Source organism: Paludibacterium yongneupense DSM 18731, assembly GCF_000422925.1.
In the GTDB taxonomy this organism is placed as follows: domain Bacteria; phylum Pseudomonadota; class Gammaproteobacteria; order Burkholderiales; family Chromobacteriaceae; genus Paludibacterium; species Paludibacterium yongneupense.
The window spans coordinates 212,290-228,586 of the sequence record NZ_KE383957.1 but is presented as its reverse complement, the minus strand read 5'-3'; the positions used below and the strand labels follow the sequence as shown (position 1 = coordinate 228,586).

The window sequence follows — 16,297 nt, the reverse complement described above, 5'->3', positions numbered from 1 at the left end:
CCTTCCCTTGAGCGTCCCGGGCTGATAGCCTGAAAAGACAAAACGACCAGGACAAAAGAATGCCGCATCAAGACTACCTAGAACGCATCCTCACGTCGCGCGTCTACGACGTGGCGGTGGAAACACCGCTGGAACCCGCTCCCAATTTGTCGCGCCGAACCGGCAACACCATCCTGCTTAAAAGAGAAGACCTGCAGCCGGTGTTTTCGTTCAAGTTGCGCGGCGCATATAACAAGATGTCGCGCCTGACGGCGGAAGAACTCGCCCTGGGCGTGATTACCGCCTCGGCCGGCAACCACGCCCAGGGCGTGGCGCTGTCGGCGCGCAAGCTCGGCTGCAAGGCGACCATCGTCATGCCGGTCACCACGCCGCAGATCAAGATCGATGCCGTCACCACCCGCGGCGGTCAGGTCGTCCTTTCCGGCGAGTCCTACTCGGATGCTTACGCGAAGGCCATGGAACTGGTCGCCGCCGGTGGCGCCACTTACATTCCTCCTTTCGACGACCCGGATGTCATCGCCGGCCAGGGCACCATCGCGATGGAGATCCTGCGTCAGCACACCGCTCCGCTGCATGCCGTCTTCGTCGCCATAGGCGGGGGCGGACTGGCGGCCGGCGTGGCCTCGTACATCAAGCGCCTGAAGCCTGAAATCCGGGTGATCGGCGTGCAGAGCGTCGACTCCGATGCCATGAACCAGTCGATCAAGGCCGGCCATCGCGTCGAACTGAAAGAGGTCGGCCTTTTCGCCGACGGCGTTGCCGTCAAATTGGTCGGAGAAGAAACTTTCCGCATTTGCCGCGAATTGCTGGACGAAATCATTCTGGTCGACACCGATGCCATCTGTGCCGCGATCAAGGATATCTTTGAAGATACGCGTTCCATCGTGGAGCCGGCCGGCGCACTGGCGGTAGCCGGCGCCAAGGCCTATGTCGAACGCGAAAATCTGCGCGGCGAAACGCTGGTGGCGATCAACTGCGGCGCGAACATGAATTTCGATCGCCTGCGCCATGTTTCGGAGCGCTCCGAACTCGGAGAACGGCGCGAGGCGGTGATCGCGGTCAGCATTCCCGAAGCGCCGGGCAGCTTCAAGACCTTCTGTGCCGTCATAGGCGGCCGCAATATCACCGAATTCAACTACCGCTATGCCGATGCCGCGACGGCGCATGTCTTCGTCGGGGTGCAGATCGCGCGGCGCGAGGACCTCACCCGGCTGTTGACCGAGTTGCGCGACAACAAGCTCGAGGCCATCGATCTGACCGACAACGAGCTGGCCAAGCTGCACATCCGCCATCTGGTCGGCGGCCATGCACCTGCGCTGCGCGACGAGAGGGTGCTGCGCTTCGAGTTCCCGGAACGTCCGGGCGCCTTGCTGCGCTTCCTGGAAGCCATGCGCACGGACTGGAACATCAGCCTGTTCCACTACCGTAACCACGGCACCGATTACGGACGCGTTCTGGTCGGCATCCAGGTGCCGGCGACCGATGGCGGCTCCTTCAGCGACTTCCTCGAGCACCTGGGCTACCCGTGGATTGAAGAAACCGACAACCCCGCGTATAAGCTGTTTCTTGGCAAGCAATCCCTCACCACCCCGCCGGAAAACGCATGATCAAAGCCGTACTGTTCGATCTGGATGGCACCCTGGCCGACACCGCGCTCGACCTGGGCGCCGCCCTCAACCGCATGCTGGCCGCGCGCGGTTTGCCACCGCAGCCATATAGCGCGATCCGGCCGCTCGCCTCGCATGGCGCGCGCGGCCTGGTCGGCCTCGGCTTCGGGCGCGAACACCCCGACTTCGAAGCCTTGCGGCTGGGCTTCCTCGACGAATACGAGCGCGGCTTCGCCGACGAGACCCGTTTGTTCGACGGCATCGCGGAACTCATTCTCGCGCTGGACGCACGCGGATGCGCCTGGGGCATCGTCACCAACAAACCGAGCCGTTTCACCGACCGCCTGGTGCCAGCCCTGCCCTTCCCGCTTCCGCCTGCCGTGGTCGTCAGCGGCGATACCGTCGGGGTTGCCAAGCCGGATCCGCGGCCGATGCACCACGCCGCGCACGGCCTCGCACTGACCGCCGCCGACTGCCTGTATGTCGGCGACGCCGAACGCGACATGGCGGCCGGCCGGGCCGCGGGCATGCGTACCGCCCTCGTCAACTGGGGCTATTTCGACGCCAGCGACCATGCCGAAAACTGGGGAGCCGACCTTCGCGTCGACCACCCCCTGCAATTGCTCAACCATCTGGATTGACGTCCGCGCGCGCCCCGGCACGACACCGGGAAGCGCTCTTCGACTCGATGCCTGCGCTCGCGCGGGAAGGCAAAATCACTGTCCGGCACGGCAAACGTGCACCATCGGCCACGTTCGCGCCCACACGGGCGGCTAGCGTGCGTTTTACACTTCTAGCCGCTCCTTGACCGAGCACACCGTCAGCTCGCGCCATGGCGGCACTACAACTGCCACGCAATAAATCACCGTCAAACCTATAAAATCGTCTTTATTTGGCATCAATCCAATAAATAAGCATGGCAATTGAAACTTTCAACCCGGTATTTAATTTAAATCTACCAGTCGGAAGCGTATTCATTACAGCTACATCATAATTCTTCACATAAAGATTATCCATAAAATCAATGACTTGATTCGACACGATTTCGTGCTATGCTGTCGCAACCAAATAAATGGCGATCCCATTACATTTGGTTTATTTCCCATCTCCTTACTCACCCGCCACGAGCGGGTTTTTTTTCGTCGCCCCCAGGCAGATCCGACCCTACCATTCGGCCACGCTGCCGTCCGCATGCCGCCACAAGGGGTTCTTCCAGTCGGGCGCCGATTTCGAGGCCTCGACGATCCGTTCTTCGTCGACCTCGACGCCGAGCCCCGGTTTCGGGAACGGCCGGATATACCCGTCGTCGAGCTTGAAATCGTCCTTGTTCAGCACATAGTCCATGACATCCGCTCCCTGGTTGTAGTGGATGCTCATGCTCTGCTCCTGGATAAAGGCGTTCCAGCTGACGAAATCCACATGCAGACACGAGGCCAGCGCGATCGGTCCCAGCGGGCAATGCGGTGCGAGCGCGACATCGTAGGCCTCGGCCATGGCCGCGATCTTGAAACATTCGCTGATGCCTCCCGCATGCGACAGGTCCGGTTGCAGTATGGCCAGGCCGCCGGCCTCCAGCACCCGCTTGAATTCGAAACGGGAGTACATGCGTTCGCCGGCGGCAATCGGAATCGCAGTCTGCGCGGCGAGGCGCGGGTAGTATTCGGCCTGTTCCGCCAGCACCGGCTCCTCGATAAACAGAGGCCGATAGGGCTCCAGCTCCTTGATCAGAACCTTGGCCATCGGCGCCGAAACCCGGCCGTGAAAATCGAGACCGAACTCGATCGAATTGCCGAAGGCCGAACGGATCTCGGCCACTTTGGCCACGGCAGCGTCCACGGCGCGGCTATTGTCGATGATTGCCATTTCTTCGCAGCCATTCATCTTGAACGTATCGAAGCCGACTTCCATCCGCAGCCGGATATCGCGAATGATGTCGGCCGGACGATCGCCGCCGACCCAGCTATAGGTTTTGACGCGATCCCGTACCAATCCTCCCAGCAACTGATAGACCGGGACGCCGAGCGCCTTGCCCTTGATGTCCCACAAGGCCTGATCCACGCCGGAAATCGCACTCATGAAGACGCCGCCGCCGCGGTAGAATCCGCTCCGATACATCATCTGCCACAGATCGTTGATACGCTGCGGGTCCTGCCCGACGAGCAGCGCCGACATCTCGTGCACGGCAGCCTCCACGCTGCGGGCGTGGCCTTCCAGCACGGGTTCGCCCCAACCGCTGATGCCCTCGTCGGTGTCGATCTTCAGAAACATCCAGCGCGGGGCAACCCGCCAGGTCGAGAGTTTGGTGATTTTCATACCGTGGCTTCCTGAAAGTTGTGCCAGGCGGCGACAAAGGCGCGCGCCTTCTCCCGGGTCCGCTCCAGCGGCTGCCCGGCCCGATACAAATCGCTGCCCAGCCCCGCGCCGATGCAACCGACTGCAAGATACTGCGCGAGGTTTTCTGGCGTGACGCCCCCGACGGCAAAAACGGGAACCGACTTGGGCAATACGGTCAATACCGCCTTGAGATAGTTCGGTCCGAGTTCGCCGGCGGGAAAGAATTTCAGGTTCCGGGCTCCGGCCTTGATCGCGACAAAGGCTTCGGTCGCCGTCATGCAGCCGATGCACGTCACCAGCTTGTGGCCGACCGCACGCCGGATCACATCGACATCGGTATTCGGCGACACCAGCAGGCGGGCGCCAAGACCGGCCAGCAGGTCGACGTCGTCGGCCTGCAGCACGGTGCCCGCGCCGATCAAGGCGCGCGAGCCATACTCGGCCAGAGCAAGGCGGATGCTCTCCTGCCAGTCGGGCGAGTTGAGCGGAATTTCGATCGCGTCGAATCCGGCGTCGACCAGGGCGCCGACATGGTCCAGGACTTCGTCGGGACGAATGCCGCGCAAGATGGCGATCAGAGGGAGTTTAGTGGGCCACATCATGGTTTCACTCATGGTAAAGTTGACTGCGACCGCCATCGATCAATATATCGGTGGCATTGATGAAGCGAGCCTCGTCGCTGGCGAGAAACAGCGCGGTGTAGGCGACCTCGTCCGCTTCGCCGATGCGTTTGCACGGCAAGATGTCGATCTGGCGCTGGCGTTGTTCCGGCGTCAGGGTAGCCAGCCAGTCTTCGGCCAGCGGGGTGCGGATCAGCCCGGGAGAAATCGAATTCACCCGTATCCCCTCCGCGGCGTACTGAATGCCGAGCGCACGCGTCAGCCCGATCAGCCCGTGCTTGGCGACCGGATAGGGAAAAGCGCCGGGAATGATCTTGTGCCCGTGCACCGAGGCAATATTGACGATGCTGCCCGCGCCGCGCGCCAGCATCAGCGGTAGCGCAGCCTTGCAACAGTGCCACGCCCCCTTGAGATCGACCGAGAAGCAGCGCTCCCACTCGTCGTCGGACAGTGCCAGCGGATCGTTGAAGACATTGATGCCGGCGTTATTGACCAGAATGTCGAGCGCGCCGAAAGCACGCTCGCCGGCAGCCACCATCCCGGCCACCGCAAGCGGATCGGCGACGTCGGCCTCAAGAACCCTCCCGCCCCCGCCGATTTCGTCCAGCAGGGTCTGAGCACGCTGGTCGTGTCGCCGGACATTGATGAGCACCCGGGCGCCTTCGGCGGCGAAGCGGCGGACGATGGCCGCACCGATGCCCTGCGCGCCCCCGGTCACCAGGGCCACCTTACCCGCCAGACGGCCGCTCATGATGCCAGCACCGCGAATTGGTAACGGCGTGACAGGGTCTGCCCCGTCTCCAGTATCGTCATGCCGTTGGCGGCAGCACCCCCGCTCAGATGAAATGCATCCACCGGATGGTCCACCGGTTCGAAACAGAAAAAATCCTCGCCCTGCGGCGCGTACAGCACATAACAACCGGCATCGGCGCGAATATCCAGCCGCCAGTCTTCATATTCGATTTGCGCATGGCCATCCCAGCCAGTGAAACCGTTGTTCAGCGTCAAAGTGGACGGCAAGGTGCGGCGACTCGCAAAATCGCGCTCGCCCTGCGGCGACTGCAACCGGACTGGAAGGCTATCGGAGCCGGACAGCCAGACACCGGTCGCCGGAGCCCAAAGCCGGGTCGAGCCCGTGCGCGGCAGAAACGGATGCAGGCCGAGCCCGAACGGCATGCGCGGCCCGTGGTTATGCACGGTCGCGGTGACGACCAGCCGGTCGTCACCGAGCTGAAAATGTTGCCAGGCATGAAAATCCCAGCCGTCGCGATTCAAGCGCAAGGACAGAATGGCCGACGCGTCTTCGGCTTCGATACCGTCCCAGGCGCAAAAGGCGCCAAACCCGTGAATGGGCAGGGGCTCGTCCTGCCGCGTCAGCCCGACCTCGCGGCGGCGTCCATCGAAGTCGAAGCCGCCGCCGCCGATGCGGTTGGACCAGGGCAGCAAGGGATAACAGGCCAGCGTGTTCGGATCCGCGCCAGCGTTGTCTGCACGCGCACGAAATATCGCGTGCACGCGTCCGTGCGCAAGATGATCGAAGCGGGCCACGCCGCCCCCCAGTTCGGGCAGCAGTTGCACGCGCAGGTGTTCGTTTTGCAATGTGATGGGAGTCGGGGTCATGAGTCGCTCGCGCAGATAGACGATTCAACCGAAACGGGATTCGGCCACGCCGCGGTAGGGGCTGTCCTGCCAGGCCAGTACCGCGCCATCGGCGGGTCCGACCGCATCGCCGAGCCCCGTCAGCGCCGTCGTCAGGTACATGGTATCGAGCCCGCTGCCGCCGAAAGTCGGGCAGCTTGGCTGCGCGGCCCCCACGTCGAACCGTTGGTCGAGACGCCCGTCCGGGAAGTAGCGGGCGACGCGCCCCGCGCCCCACTGTGCGTTCCACAGCCCCCCTGCCGCATCGATGATGGAGCCATCGGGATCCGGCGCCCCGGCAGGCTCGCTCGCGGCCAAGTCATGAAACAGGCGGATATGGCGGGTTGCGCCGTTGCCGGCATCGTAATCGCAGCACATGATGCGTTTGCTGGCCGAGTCGGCAAAGTACAGCGTGGCGCCATCGAGGCTGAAGCACAGGCTGTTGGGAATGCGGCAGGCAGGCAGGTCGAGGCGCAATAACACGCCGTCACGACTGTAGCGATACCATGAGCCGATCGCGCTCTCGCCGGCCTCGTTCAGTGTGCCGAACACAAAGTTGCCGGCACGGTCACAGCGCCCGTCGTTGATGCGCGTACCCGGGCGCTCGGGTTCGATCGCACACAGGTGGGTCAACTCGCCCGAGTGGTAATCAAAACGGGCCAGCCCTTTCTCCAGCCCCAGCAGCAGCAGCCCTTCTTGCTGCGTGAGGGCAAAACAGCCTAGCCGCTGCGGCATGGGCCACTCGCGCCCGTCCCCGGTCGCCGGATCGAAGCGCAACAGTCGCCGCGCGAGAATGTCGGTCCACCACAGATACTGCCCGCGTTCATCCCAGATCGCACATTCGCCCAGGGTATAGCGCGACGTGTTTATCCCTGCGAAATTCGGCATTGCCATGACTCCATGCTGCCCGCCCGAAAGACCCCGTCCGGGGCCGCCCTTTCCCCCGCGCGACGGTTCAGGTCCAGCCGCCGTCGACGACAAACTCCTGTGCCGTACACATGCGGCTATCATCGGCCGCGAGAAAGAGAGCGAGGTTTGCGCAATCCATCGAGGTCAGATCGCCGGGCAAGCACTGATTGTGGTCGCGCTCGGCCAGCCCGGCCGCATCCACCCACATGCGCAACTGCTTGTCCGTCATCACCCAGCCCGGCGTCAGCGTATTGACGCGGATGCGATGCATGCCGAATTCGCGCGCCAGACTGCGCGTCAGCCCGTTGATCGCCGCCTTGCAGGTCGCATAGGCCGGGTATTCCGGCGATTTGATTTTCCAGCTGGTCGAGCTGAGATTGATGATGCTGCCGCCGCCGGCCGATTTCATGTCTTCGATCACCGCCTGCGCGGCAAAGAACTGATGCCTGAGATTGACCGCGATGGCCGCATCCCACTCGGCGACGGTCATGCCCTGCGTGGTATGCCGCTTGTCGTTGGCGGCATTATTGACCAGCACCGTGATCGGGCCGTGTGCCGCGCGGCCTTGTGCGATCGCGCCCTGCAAGGCGGCGACATCGGTAATGTCGCATTCGATGAACAGGGGACGGTGGGCGACGTCACTCACCTCGGCGATCACCTCGGCCGCTGCCTCGCGATTACGGCCGATGAAGGTCACTTTTGCACCCTGACGGGCAAAGGCCGTGACAAAATACACACCGATGCCGGTGGTCCCTCCGCTGACGAAGACGCTTTTTCCATCCAGACTGGGATAACGAGCAAAGTTAGTCATTATTTTCTTCCCGTGTTAATCGTTTTCTTCGCGCTGCTTCAACTGGTCGATCAATACCGCTGTCAGCAAGATGCCGCCGCGCACCAGGTATTGGTAAAACGCATCGATGTTCAGCAGATTCATTGCGTTCTGGACCGTCCCCATGATCAGGACGCCGACAATCACTCCGCTGATCGTCGCGCGCCCCCCCATCAGCGAGACGCCTCCCAGAACGCAGGCCGAGATGACATTGAGCTCGAAGCCCTGCGCCGAGTTGGGCTGGCCGCTGGTAATACGCGAGGCCAGAATGATGCCGGCGAGCGCAGCGATCGCCCCCTGGATCAAAAAGATATAGATACGGGTCCGCTCGACGCTGACACCGGCCAGGCGCGAGGCGGAGGGATTCCCCCCCACGGCCAGCGTATTGCGGCCGTATACCGTTTTGTTGAGCATGATCCCGAAGACGACGAAGCAGACGATGGTGATCCATACCGGGCTGGGTATCCCCAGAATCATGGTGTTGCCGATCGTGAAGAACGCGGTATTGGAGACGCCGACCGCCTGACCGCCCGAGGCGATAAAGGCCATCCCGCGCACCATCTCCATCGTCGCCAGCGTGGTGATCAGCGCATTGACGCGCAATTTGGCGATCACGACGCCGTTGATGAAGCCGATGGCGGCGCCGGCCAGCAAACTGACGGCCACGCCGGTCACGATGCTGCCGGTCTGGTTGATCACCATCGCGCACAACACCCCGGCAAAGGCCACGGTGGAGCCAATGGAGAGGTCGAAGTCGCGCGAGGCCAGACAGAACATCATGGTGCAGGCCACCATGCCGATCTGGGACACCGACAAGGCAAGGCCTATCATATTGTCCAGCGAGAAGAAGTACTCGACGCTGAAACTCAGCAACGCGAACAGGGCCAGGAAGATGAGAATCAGACTGTATTCGTCGAGATACTTGATGATTCCGGTCTTGCTCTTCGCCATGGTCTTTCCAGGAACGTTTTGGGTAGTGGTCGTCATTGTCGGATTCCTTATGCGGCGGCGCGGTCGGCAGTTTTACCTGCCGGCAGGGCCAGACTCAGCACGTTTTGTTCATTGGCCTCGCCACGGCGCAGTTCCCCGGTAATGCGCCCCTGGCACATGACCACGACGCGGTCGGAGACGCCGAGCACCTCGGGCAATTCGCTGGACACCATCACGATGGCCACGCCTTTGGCCGCCATTTCGAAGAGAACGGAGTAGATTTCGTTCTTGGCGCCGACATCGATGCCCCGCGTCGGCTCGTCGATGATCAGCACGCGCAGGTCTTGCTCGGCCAGCCAGCGGCTGAGAATCACCTTCTGTTGGTTGCCGCCGGACAGATAGCGGATCTTCTGCTGCCGCCCCGGGGTCTTGATGCGCAGCAACTTGATATACCCTTCGGCCGTTCTGGCCTCGGAGCTGTCGTTGACGAAGAAATACCCCTGCCGGTAATGCCGGCGGCAACTGATGTTGATGTTTTCCGACACCGACAAGCAGCCGATGATGCCGTTTTCCTTACGGTCTTCCGGACAGAACACCAGCCCGGACTCGATGGAATCGCGTATGCCGCGCCCTTTCAGCGGCCGGCCGTCGATGCGCACTTCTCCGGCGTCGCGCCGGTCGGCGCCATATACCAGTTGCATCAGTTCGCTGCGCCCGGCACCCACCAGACCGAAGAAGCCGACGATTTCGCCCCCGCGCACTGAAAAGCTGGCTGCTTCGGATAATTTGCGGCCGCTCATGCCTTCGACTTCCAGTCGCGTCTCGCCCTGCGTTCGCGGCTGATAGCCGAAAACATCCTTGATCTCGCGCCCGACCATCCGCGTCACCAGTTCCTCGCGCGTAATATCGGCCAGACGAGGGTAGTCGGCGACTTTGCAGCCATCCCGGAACACGGTCGCGCTGTCGCACAAGGCGAAGACTTCTTCGAGGCGATGCGAGATATAGATCAATACCTTGCCCTTGGCTTTCAGTTCGCGCACCAGCCGGAACAGGATCTCGCTTTCCTGATGCGACAACGAACTGGTGGGTTCGTCCAGGGCGATGATCCTGGCATCGCGAAAAATGGCCTTGCAGATTTCAACCATCTGCCGCTGGCCGATGGACAGATCCTTGAGCAAGGCATCGGGGGCGATATCGACCCCCAGCTGCTGCAACTGCGCGCCGACCTGCTTGAGTGCCGCGCGCTTGCTGACAAAGCCGAAGCGGCTGGGAAGGTGCCCGAGCAGCAGGTTTTCCATCACACTCAGATCCGGCACGTATTGCAGCTCTTGATGGATGATGGCGATGCCGGCGTCGATGGCTTCGCGGCTGCGGCCGAAGCTGCGCACCTGCCCGTCGATGATCAGTTCGCCTTCCTCGGGCCGATACTCGCCGCCGAGAATCTTCATCAGCGTCGACTTGCCGGCGCCGTTCTCGCCGAGCAAGCCATGCACCCGACCGCTATCGACCTGAAAACTGATGTCCGACAGGGCGCGAACCCCGGGAAAGACCTTGCCGATCTGCTTGAATTCGAGATAACTCACGCTAGTACTCCTGCTCCTGCGCCGTCCGGCGCCGCCGGACGGCATGTTCGACATCATTGCGCCACCTGGGTGACGAGCCTGGTCGAAACCAGGGAATGCGAGCGTTACAGCCCCATTTCCTTGCGCACGGCGGCGGTATTATCGCGAGTCATCAACATCCCCGTGGTCAGCGTCAGCTTGTCGGGCGACTTGCCGGCCTTGATCCACTGGTACATATTGAGCGTGGTTTCATAGCCGTGCCGTTTCGGGCTGATCAGCACGGTACCGAAGAATCCGGTCTTGCCGGCCTTGGCGAACTCGTTCATCGCCGACTGGCTGCCGCCGATGCCGATGCCGATGATGCTGTCGGACTTCACGCCGCGCCCCTCGGCCGCACGCACCGCGCCCAGCACCGCCTCATCGTTCAGACCGAAGGCGAGCCAGTGCTTGTACTTCGGATTCTGGGTGATCGCCACATTGGCGGCGTTGAACGCGTTTTCGGTATCGGTCTTGGCCTGCGGGGCATTGATGAAGTTAGCCTTGGGGAAACCCGCCGCGACCAATGCCGCCATGGCGCCATCGGTGCGATCCTTGGCCGTCGGCAACTGATCGAAGGACAGACGGATCGCGCCCACCTCGCTCATTTTCCAGCCGCGTTTTTTCATTTCCTGCGCCATGGCCGAACCGACCTGCTCGCCGATCTTGTAAGCCGAGATGCCCATGTGCGGCACCGAATCGATGGGTTTGCCCGCGCCGTCGACCAGACGGTCGTCGACGCTCATGACCTTGAGCTTGTACTGTGCGGCCTTGGCCACGATGGCCGAGCCGAGCTTGACGTCCGGAGCACAGATAATGAAGCCTTGCGCATGCTGCGCCGACAGGTTATCGATGGCAGTCAGGACCTTGTCGCCGTTCGGCACGCCGATCTTGACCAGTTTGAAACCCTTCTCCCTGGCGGCTTGATCCGCGAACTTCCATTCGTCCTGAAACCACGGTTCTTCCGCCTGCTTGACCAGAAAACCGATCTTGATCTCATCCATTGCATGCGCAACACCGCCGGCGAGCGCGAGCAAAAGCCCGACAGCCGTCGTTACCTTGTGAAGTTGTTTCATGAATGTCTCTCCTTGCGTTGTGAAGGTTCCCGCTCATGGGCGAGGTGTCGCGGGCTCATAGGCAGCGGCCCGTTGTCGGCGGCTGAGCGCCGCCGATTTCGATAACGTCATCCAAGCAGACCGCGTTCGCGGGCGACGACGATGGCGCCGTAGCCCGCCAGATCGGCCTGGATTTCATTGCTGGCGATCGTTACCTTGCCCGAGAAAAAGTCGTCCCCCCGGACGAGCAATCCAATGGCTTCCCGCAGGATGGGTTTACCGGTAACGACATATTGAATGCCCGGACTCATGCGAATCGCGCTGCTGTTTTTCAACGTCAGCAGATCCGCTCCGAGTACGGCCCCGAGTAGGAAGTTGGCCCGCGCGCTGCGGTCGTAGATGGTGAACTGATCGAGCGTGCGCACGATGAAGCACGCCCGGCCGAGCCCTATCTTGCTGGCCGAGCGCGCACCGGCCAGCAGCATTTCCTCGTCGATCTCGGTCGCGAAATCGCTGTCGAGCGCACCGGCGAGAATCGTGTTGTGAGTAATGACGTGCAGCAGCTCGCCCGCCAGTGTGGTCACACAGCCGGTGATGCGCTGGCGCGCGTCCAGATGCACGAATTTGGAGTGCGAACCGGGCAGAACCACCAGCGCGGGCTCGGTGATGGCCAGCCGCTCGATCAAGGCCATCGTCTCCACTTCCTCGCCGCGCATCATGTCCATGCTCTCGCAGTTGTGCAGGCCGATCTCGCCGGTCATGTTGCGCACACCGGGCACGAACCAGATCAGCTTGTTGCAAACCTCGGGAATCTGCACCGGCTGCATGCCGGCAGCGAGTTCGCGACGCCCGGCCGGCGCCAGCAGATGCGGGATTTCGCGCAGGCCGACGTTGGATGAAATCATGCCGGAAGCCAGCACCAGATCGATGGCGTCCATGGTCATCCCGGCGCGGGCGAGCGCCGCTTCGATGGTGGCGGTCACCCCGGCCTGCAGCGCAGACACATTTCCGGTAATCGCCGTATCGCGCACACCGACCTGGCGCGCCGCATGAGCACAGGCGATCTCGTCCTTCCACACGGTCACGCGGGTATTGGTAGTGCCGGTATCAATTGTCAGAATGTTCATGGTTCTGGGCCGCTGTTTGGTTTAACGCATTGTTCCTCCCGCCATAAACTATGGCAAACTACATATTCTATCTTCGTTGTTAAGTTTTATTTAACGAAAGACCATGACAAGACGCCTGCCACCCCTAAATGCACTTCGCGTATTCGAAGTCGCCGCCCGTCACCTGAGTTTTACCAAGGCGGCGAACGAGCTGTGCGTGACCAATGCGGCGGTCAGCCACCAGATCAAACTGCTCGAGCAGTACCTCGATCTCAAGCTGTTCGAGCGGCGCAACAACCAGCTGCAGCTGAGCAGCGCCGGCGAGAACTACCTGCCGCGCGTACGCGATGCCTTCCGCGCGCTGCAGCAGGCCACCGAGATGCTGCTGGGCGACAAAAGCGCGGTCTTGCACGTGGCAGTGCCGCAGACGCTGGGGGCGAAATGGCTGGTGCCGCGGCTATACCGCTTCATCAACCTGCACCCCGACATACGGATCGAAGTCTCGACCGAACGCGTCGTCGAGTATCGCGACTTCGATGTCGTGATCGACGATCGTCGCCTCAACGACAAACATCTGACGGTCGAACGCTTCGCCAGCACCCGCTTTTTTCCCGTCTGCAGCCCCGCATTGCAGCATCGCCTGCAGACGCCCCAGGATCTGACCCGGCTCACCCTGCTGCACGAACGCGGCGCGCAGCGCCTCGCGCACCACCCCACCTGGCAGCAGTGGCTGGATGAAGTCAATGTCAGTGGGGTCGAAATTCAGAAGGCGCTCGGGTTTTCCGATGCCACGATGACCATGCAGGCAGCGATCGATGGGCAAGGCGTGGCGCTGGGACAGGAAATGCTGGTGGAATACGACATTGCCGCCGGCCGCCTGGTCAAACCGCTGGAGGTGGAGGTCTCACTCTGTCTGTACTACTACCTGATTTTTCCGCACGAGGTCGAAGAAAAACCGGCATTCCAGGCTTTCCGCCGCTGGCTGGCCGCAGAAGCCGCGCACGGCTGAGACAGGGGAGGAGCGGCCGCGACGTTCTCGTCGCGGCCGCGTGCGCGCCAGAGCGGCTCAGCGCCCGTCCGGGGCCGGGGCATGTTCTTCGTGCGGGCGGGCCAGCAGACGGTCGCGCACGAAATCGATATGCCCGCGCAGGCCGTACAACAAATCTCCGAAAGCAGCCGGCACCACGATTTTGCTGACCGTGTTCTCGATGTGATCCAGATGGCGCAAAAACTCGCGCTGCCGTTTCGGGTCGTCCGCATGCTTGGCCGCCTCGCTCTCCAGGTCGAGCAACACCCGGTACCAGCGATGAATGCTCGACTCGACCCGCCAGCGATAAATGGCCGGTGCCATCTTGAGAGCGGGGATCAAAAACAGGGCGAAGGGCACGATGAGGGCCAGCACGCGGGCAACCAGACCGGCCAGCCAGAAGGGGAAGGTCCGATACAGAAAACTCTTGCCCGAGGTGTAGTAGCGACTGGCATCCGGGCTGAGAGGGATTTCATGTTCGGTCGGCGACGGGAACTCGCCGCGCTTTTTGAAAATACCGGCTTTGCCATGCACCTGCCGCGCCGCATCCAGCAACAGATCGGACAGCGCAGGATGCAGACTGTCGCGGGCGAGCAGTTCGACCGTCGGACCGACCAGATTCGTCGCCTGCGGCGGAATGTCGCGACCGAAATCGAGCGCGCCTCGCGGCAATTCCAGCTTGCTCAGATAGCTGACCCGGCGCACATAGCCGTCGGCCTGGGCAAAGCTGAACAGGTGAATATCCGGCGTATGCAGCAACTGCCGCATCAGATCGGTGGAGGTGGAGTCGCCCATGACAAAAATCGCGTCGATCCGGTTTTCGAGCAAGGCACGCACCGAATCCCCCTTGAGCGAATCGAGCAGCACCGTGTCCGCGCCCGGCTCGATGCCGTTGAGTTTGAGCAAGGCCAGGGCCAGCATATGCGTACCGCTCCCCGGTTCACCGATCTCCAGCCGCCTCCCTTTGAAATCGGACAGCAGCGTTTTCGGCGCGCCGCGGTAAAAAATCATCAGCGGCTGGTAGGACACGCTCCCCAGCGACATCAGCCTGTCGGTCTTCATGCCGTCGAGCTCGCCACCCAGAACGAAACCGACGTCCACCTCGAGCCGGGGATCGGCCAGTTTCCTGAGATTGTCGAGCGCGCCTTGAGAGGGCAAAATGGTCACCTTCACCCCTTCTTTTGCCAGGATTTCGCGGTATTTCTCTGCTGTTTTCTGAAAAAAACTGCCTTTCGGCCCACTGGCAATCGTGATTGCCGCCGGCGTGGCCGAATTGACGAACAGGGATACCGCCAGCGCCAGCGCCAGACTGACGGCCACGATGACGGCAATAGAGACGACAAGACCGCGCCCGAAAAGCGCAGTCAGTTTCGCAAGCGCACGCGCAAGCATGATTCCGGGGCCAGCCATGACTCTCCTTGGAGCAGGGTCGATGCGATACGGGACCAGTCCCGCACGCCATGGCCGGAATGTAGCATGGCGCCGCCGTGACGGCGAAGCGCATTCCGCGACACGCTACACGGCGCCGCTGCCGCGAAAGCGCTCAAGGGCCGCGTCCACCACCCCCTCCATGCCGCCACGGGCCTCGAACTCGGTCCGCAAGAAAACCGCGTCGTTCCCGGAGTGGACGCGATGCACGAGCAGGTCGAGCGCCCGTGTGCCCCCCAGTTCGTCCGCCGTCTCCGCCAGGCGATGAATCGTATCCAGAATGTCGTCGCGCAAGGACAGGGACGCGTACGTCGCGGGATGGACGATCTCGCCATCCAGGCCGAAGCGGCAGGCCTGGAAACGGTTGTAGTTATAGACCAGATAGTCGTCTTCCGCGGGCGGCGCCTCCCGCCGCCGCAACAGCGACCCGCACAGCGCTTGCAGATAGCAGGCGAGCGCGGCGGCCGTTTCAATGCTCAACGGCGTATCGCAGACGCGCAGTTCCAGCGTGCCGAACTCGGGCTTGGGCCGGATATCCCAGTAGAAGTCCTTCATGCTGCTCACGACGCCGGTGCGTTCCATCTTGGCGAAGTAATCGTGTTCGAAAGCGCCCCAGTCGAGCAGGAACGGAGCCCGCCCGCTGAGCGGAAAGGCGGACACGGAGTTCAGCCGCGCAGAGTGAAACAGGGTATCGCGCCCCTGCATGTACGGCGAGGAGGCGGACAAGGCAATGAAATGCGGCACATAGCGGTTGAGCGCGTGCAGCAGGTACAAGGCGTCGTCACCGCTCGTGCACCCGATGTGGACATGCTGCCCGAACACCGTGAACTGCTTGGCCAGATAGCCGTACAGGGCGGAGACCTCTTCGAAGCGGGGCTTGGCGAAAATCTTGCGCTCGGACCAGAACTGGAACGGATGGGTGCCACCGCCGCAGATGCCGACATTCAGACGCTCGCCGGCCCGCACCAGGGTATCGCGCTGCCGACCGAGCTCATCGAGCAGGGTGTCGTGACGAAAGTGTATCCCGGTCGAAATTTCGATCATGCTCTGCGTGATTTCCGGGGTCACATTGCCGGGAAACGGCGAGTGCTGCAGCAGTTCCAGCAGGTCGGGGCTGGCCGCCGTCAAATCGAGATCGCTGAGACTGACCAGTTGCAGCTCCAGCTCCACGCCCATGCTCAGCGCGGACGAGGTCTTGAATGGTTCCAGTGGCATA

Annotated in this window: 15 protein-coding genes; 3 read left to right on the top strand and 12 right to left on the bottom strand. The window is 62.2% G+C overall.

Features of this window, described 5'->3' with window-relative positions:
• The first annotated feature begins 29 nt into the window (after window positions 1-29).
• Together ilvA and G520_RS0115520 are read left to right on the top strand one after the other, a co-directional pair.
• Complete coding sequence (ilvA, locus tag G520_RS0115525) at window positions 30-1,607, top strand: threonine ammonia-lyase, biosynthetic (RefSeq protein ID WP_281424765.1); 1,578 nt, start codon at window positions 30-32, stop codon at window positions 1,605-1,607.
• Complete coding sequence (locus G520_RS0115520; protein WP_028536447.1) at window positions 1,604-2,248, top strand: HAD family hydrolase; 645 nt, start codon at window positions 1,604-1,606, stop codon at window positions 2,246-2,248. The genes ilvA and G520_RS0115520 overlap by 4 nt, the downstream gene beginning before the upstream one ends.
• Before the next feature lie 523 nt (window positions 2,249-2,771).
• Here G520_RS0115520 and dgoD read toward each other — a convergent pair.
• The 10 genes from dgoD to G520_RS0115470 all read right to left on the bottom strand — a co-directional run bounded on the left by dgoD (window position 2,772) and on the right by G520_RS0115470 (window position 12,647).
• On the bottom strand, window positions 2,772-3,920 hold the full coding sequence (dgoD, locus tag G520_RS0115515) for a galactonate dehydratase (protein WP_028536446.1): 1,149 nt from the start codon (window positions 3,918-3,920) through the stop codon (window positions 2,772-2,774).
• Window positions 3,917-4,543 carry a 2-dehydro-3-deoxy-6-phosphogalactonate aldolase gene (locus G520_RS0115510; protein ID WP_028536445.1) on the bottom strand — a complete coding sequence of 209 codons (627 nt, stop codon included), beginning with the start codon at window positions 4,541-4,543 and terminating at the stop codon, window positions 3,917-3,919. The genes dgoD and G520_RS0115510 overlap by 4 nt, the downstream gene beginning before the upstream one ends.
• A 4-nt stretch (window positions 4,544-4,547) precedes the next feature.
• Window positions 4,548-5,312, bottom strand: coding sequence for an SDR family oxidoreductase (locus G520_RS0115505; RefSeq protein ID WP_028536444.1), 765 nt, complete (start codon window positions 5,310-5,312; stop codon window positions 4,548-4,550).
• Window positions 5,309-6,181: an aldose 1-epimerase gene (locus G520_RS23095; RefSeq protein WP_084637666.1), complete on the bottom strand. Its 873-nt coding sequence runs from the start codon at window positions 6,179-6,181 to the stop codon at window positions 5,309-5,311. The genes G520_RS0115505 and G520_RS23095 overlap by 4 nt, the downstream gene beginning before the upstream one ends.
• A 24-nt stretch (window positions 6,182-6,205) precedes the next feature.
• Window positions 6,206-7,087, bottom strand: a complete 882-nt coding sequence (locus G520_RS23090; protein ID WP_036666392.1) for an SMP-30/gluconolactonase/LRE family protein — start codon at window positions 7,085-7,087, stop codon at window positions 6,206-6,208.
• 67 nt (window positions 7,088-7,154) lie between these two features.
• A complete protein-coding gene (locus tag G520_RS0115490) occupies window positions 7,155-7,919 on the bottom strand; it encodes an SDR family NAD(P)-dependent oxidoreductase (RefSeq protein WP_028536443.1) in 765 nt (254 codons plus the stop codon).
• Window positions 7,920-7,934: 15 nt separating this feature from the next.
• Entirely contained in the window at window positions 7,935-8,924 is a 990-nt protein-coding gene (araH, locus tag G520_RS0115485) for an L-arabinose ABC transporter permease AraH (protein ID WP_028536442.1), read from the bottom strand.
• Between the two features lie 11 nt (window positions 8,925-8,935).
• A complete protein-coding gene (gene araG, locus G520_RS0115480) occupies window positions 8,936-10,450 on the bottom strand; it encodes an L-arabinose ABC transporter ATP-binding protein AraG (RefSeq protein ID WP_028536441.1) in 1,515 nt (504 codons plus the stop codon).
• A gap of 104 nt (window positions 10,451-10,554) precedes the next feature.
• The gene (locus G520_RS0115475; RefSeq protein WP_028536440.1) at window positions 10,555-11,541 is read right to left on the bottom strand and encodes an arabinose ABC transporter substrate-binding protein; all 987 of its coding nucleotides are present in this window, start codon (window positions 11,539-11,541) and stop codon (window positions 10,555-10,557) included.
• Between the two features lie 107 nt (window positions 11,542-11,648).
• Window positions 11,649-12,647: a 2-dehydro-3-deoxygalactonokinase gene (locus tag G520_RS0115470; RefSeq protein ID WP_028536439.1), complete on the bottom strand. Its 999-nt coding sequence runs from the start codon at window positions 12,645-12,647 to the stop codon at window positions 11,649-11,651.
• Between the two features lie 103 nt (window positions 12,648-12,750).
• Between G520_RS0115470 and gcvA the strand changes: the two genes are divergently transcribed.
• Complete coding sequence (gcvA, locus tag G520_RS23085; protein WP_036666390.1) at window positions 12,751-13,635, top strand: transcriptional regulator GcvA; 885 nt, start codon at window positions 12,751-12,753, stop codon at window positions 13,633-13,635.
• Window positions 13,636-13,692: 57 nt separating this feature from the next.
• Here the strand turns inward: gcvA and G520_RS0115460 are convergent, their stop codons facing one another.
• Both G520_RS0115460 and G520_RS0115455 read right to left on the bottom strand, forming a co-directional pair.
• A complete protein-coding gene (locus tag G520_RS0115460; protein ID WP_051229445.1) occupies window positions 13,693-15,063 on the bottom strand; it encodes a TAXI family TRAP transporter solute-binding subunit in 1,371 nt (456 codons plus the stop codon).
• A 105-nt stretch (window positions 15,064-15,168) separates the two neighbouring features.
• Complete coding sequence (locus tag G520_RS0115455) at window positions 15,169-16,296, bottom strand: YbdK family carboxylate-amine ligase (protein WP_028536437.1); 1,128 nt, start codon at window positions 16,294-16,296, stop codon at window positions 15,169-15,171.
• Window position 16,297 lies beyond the last annotated feature (1 nt).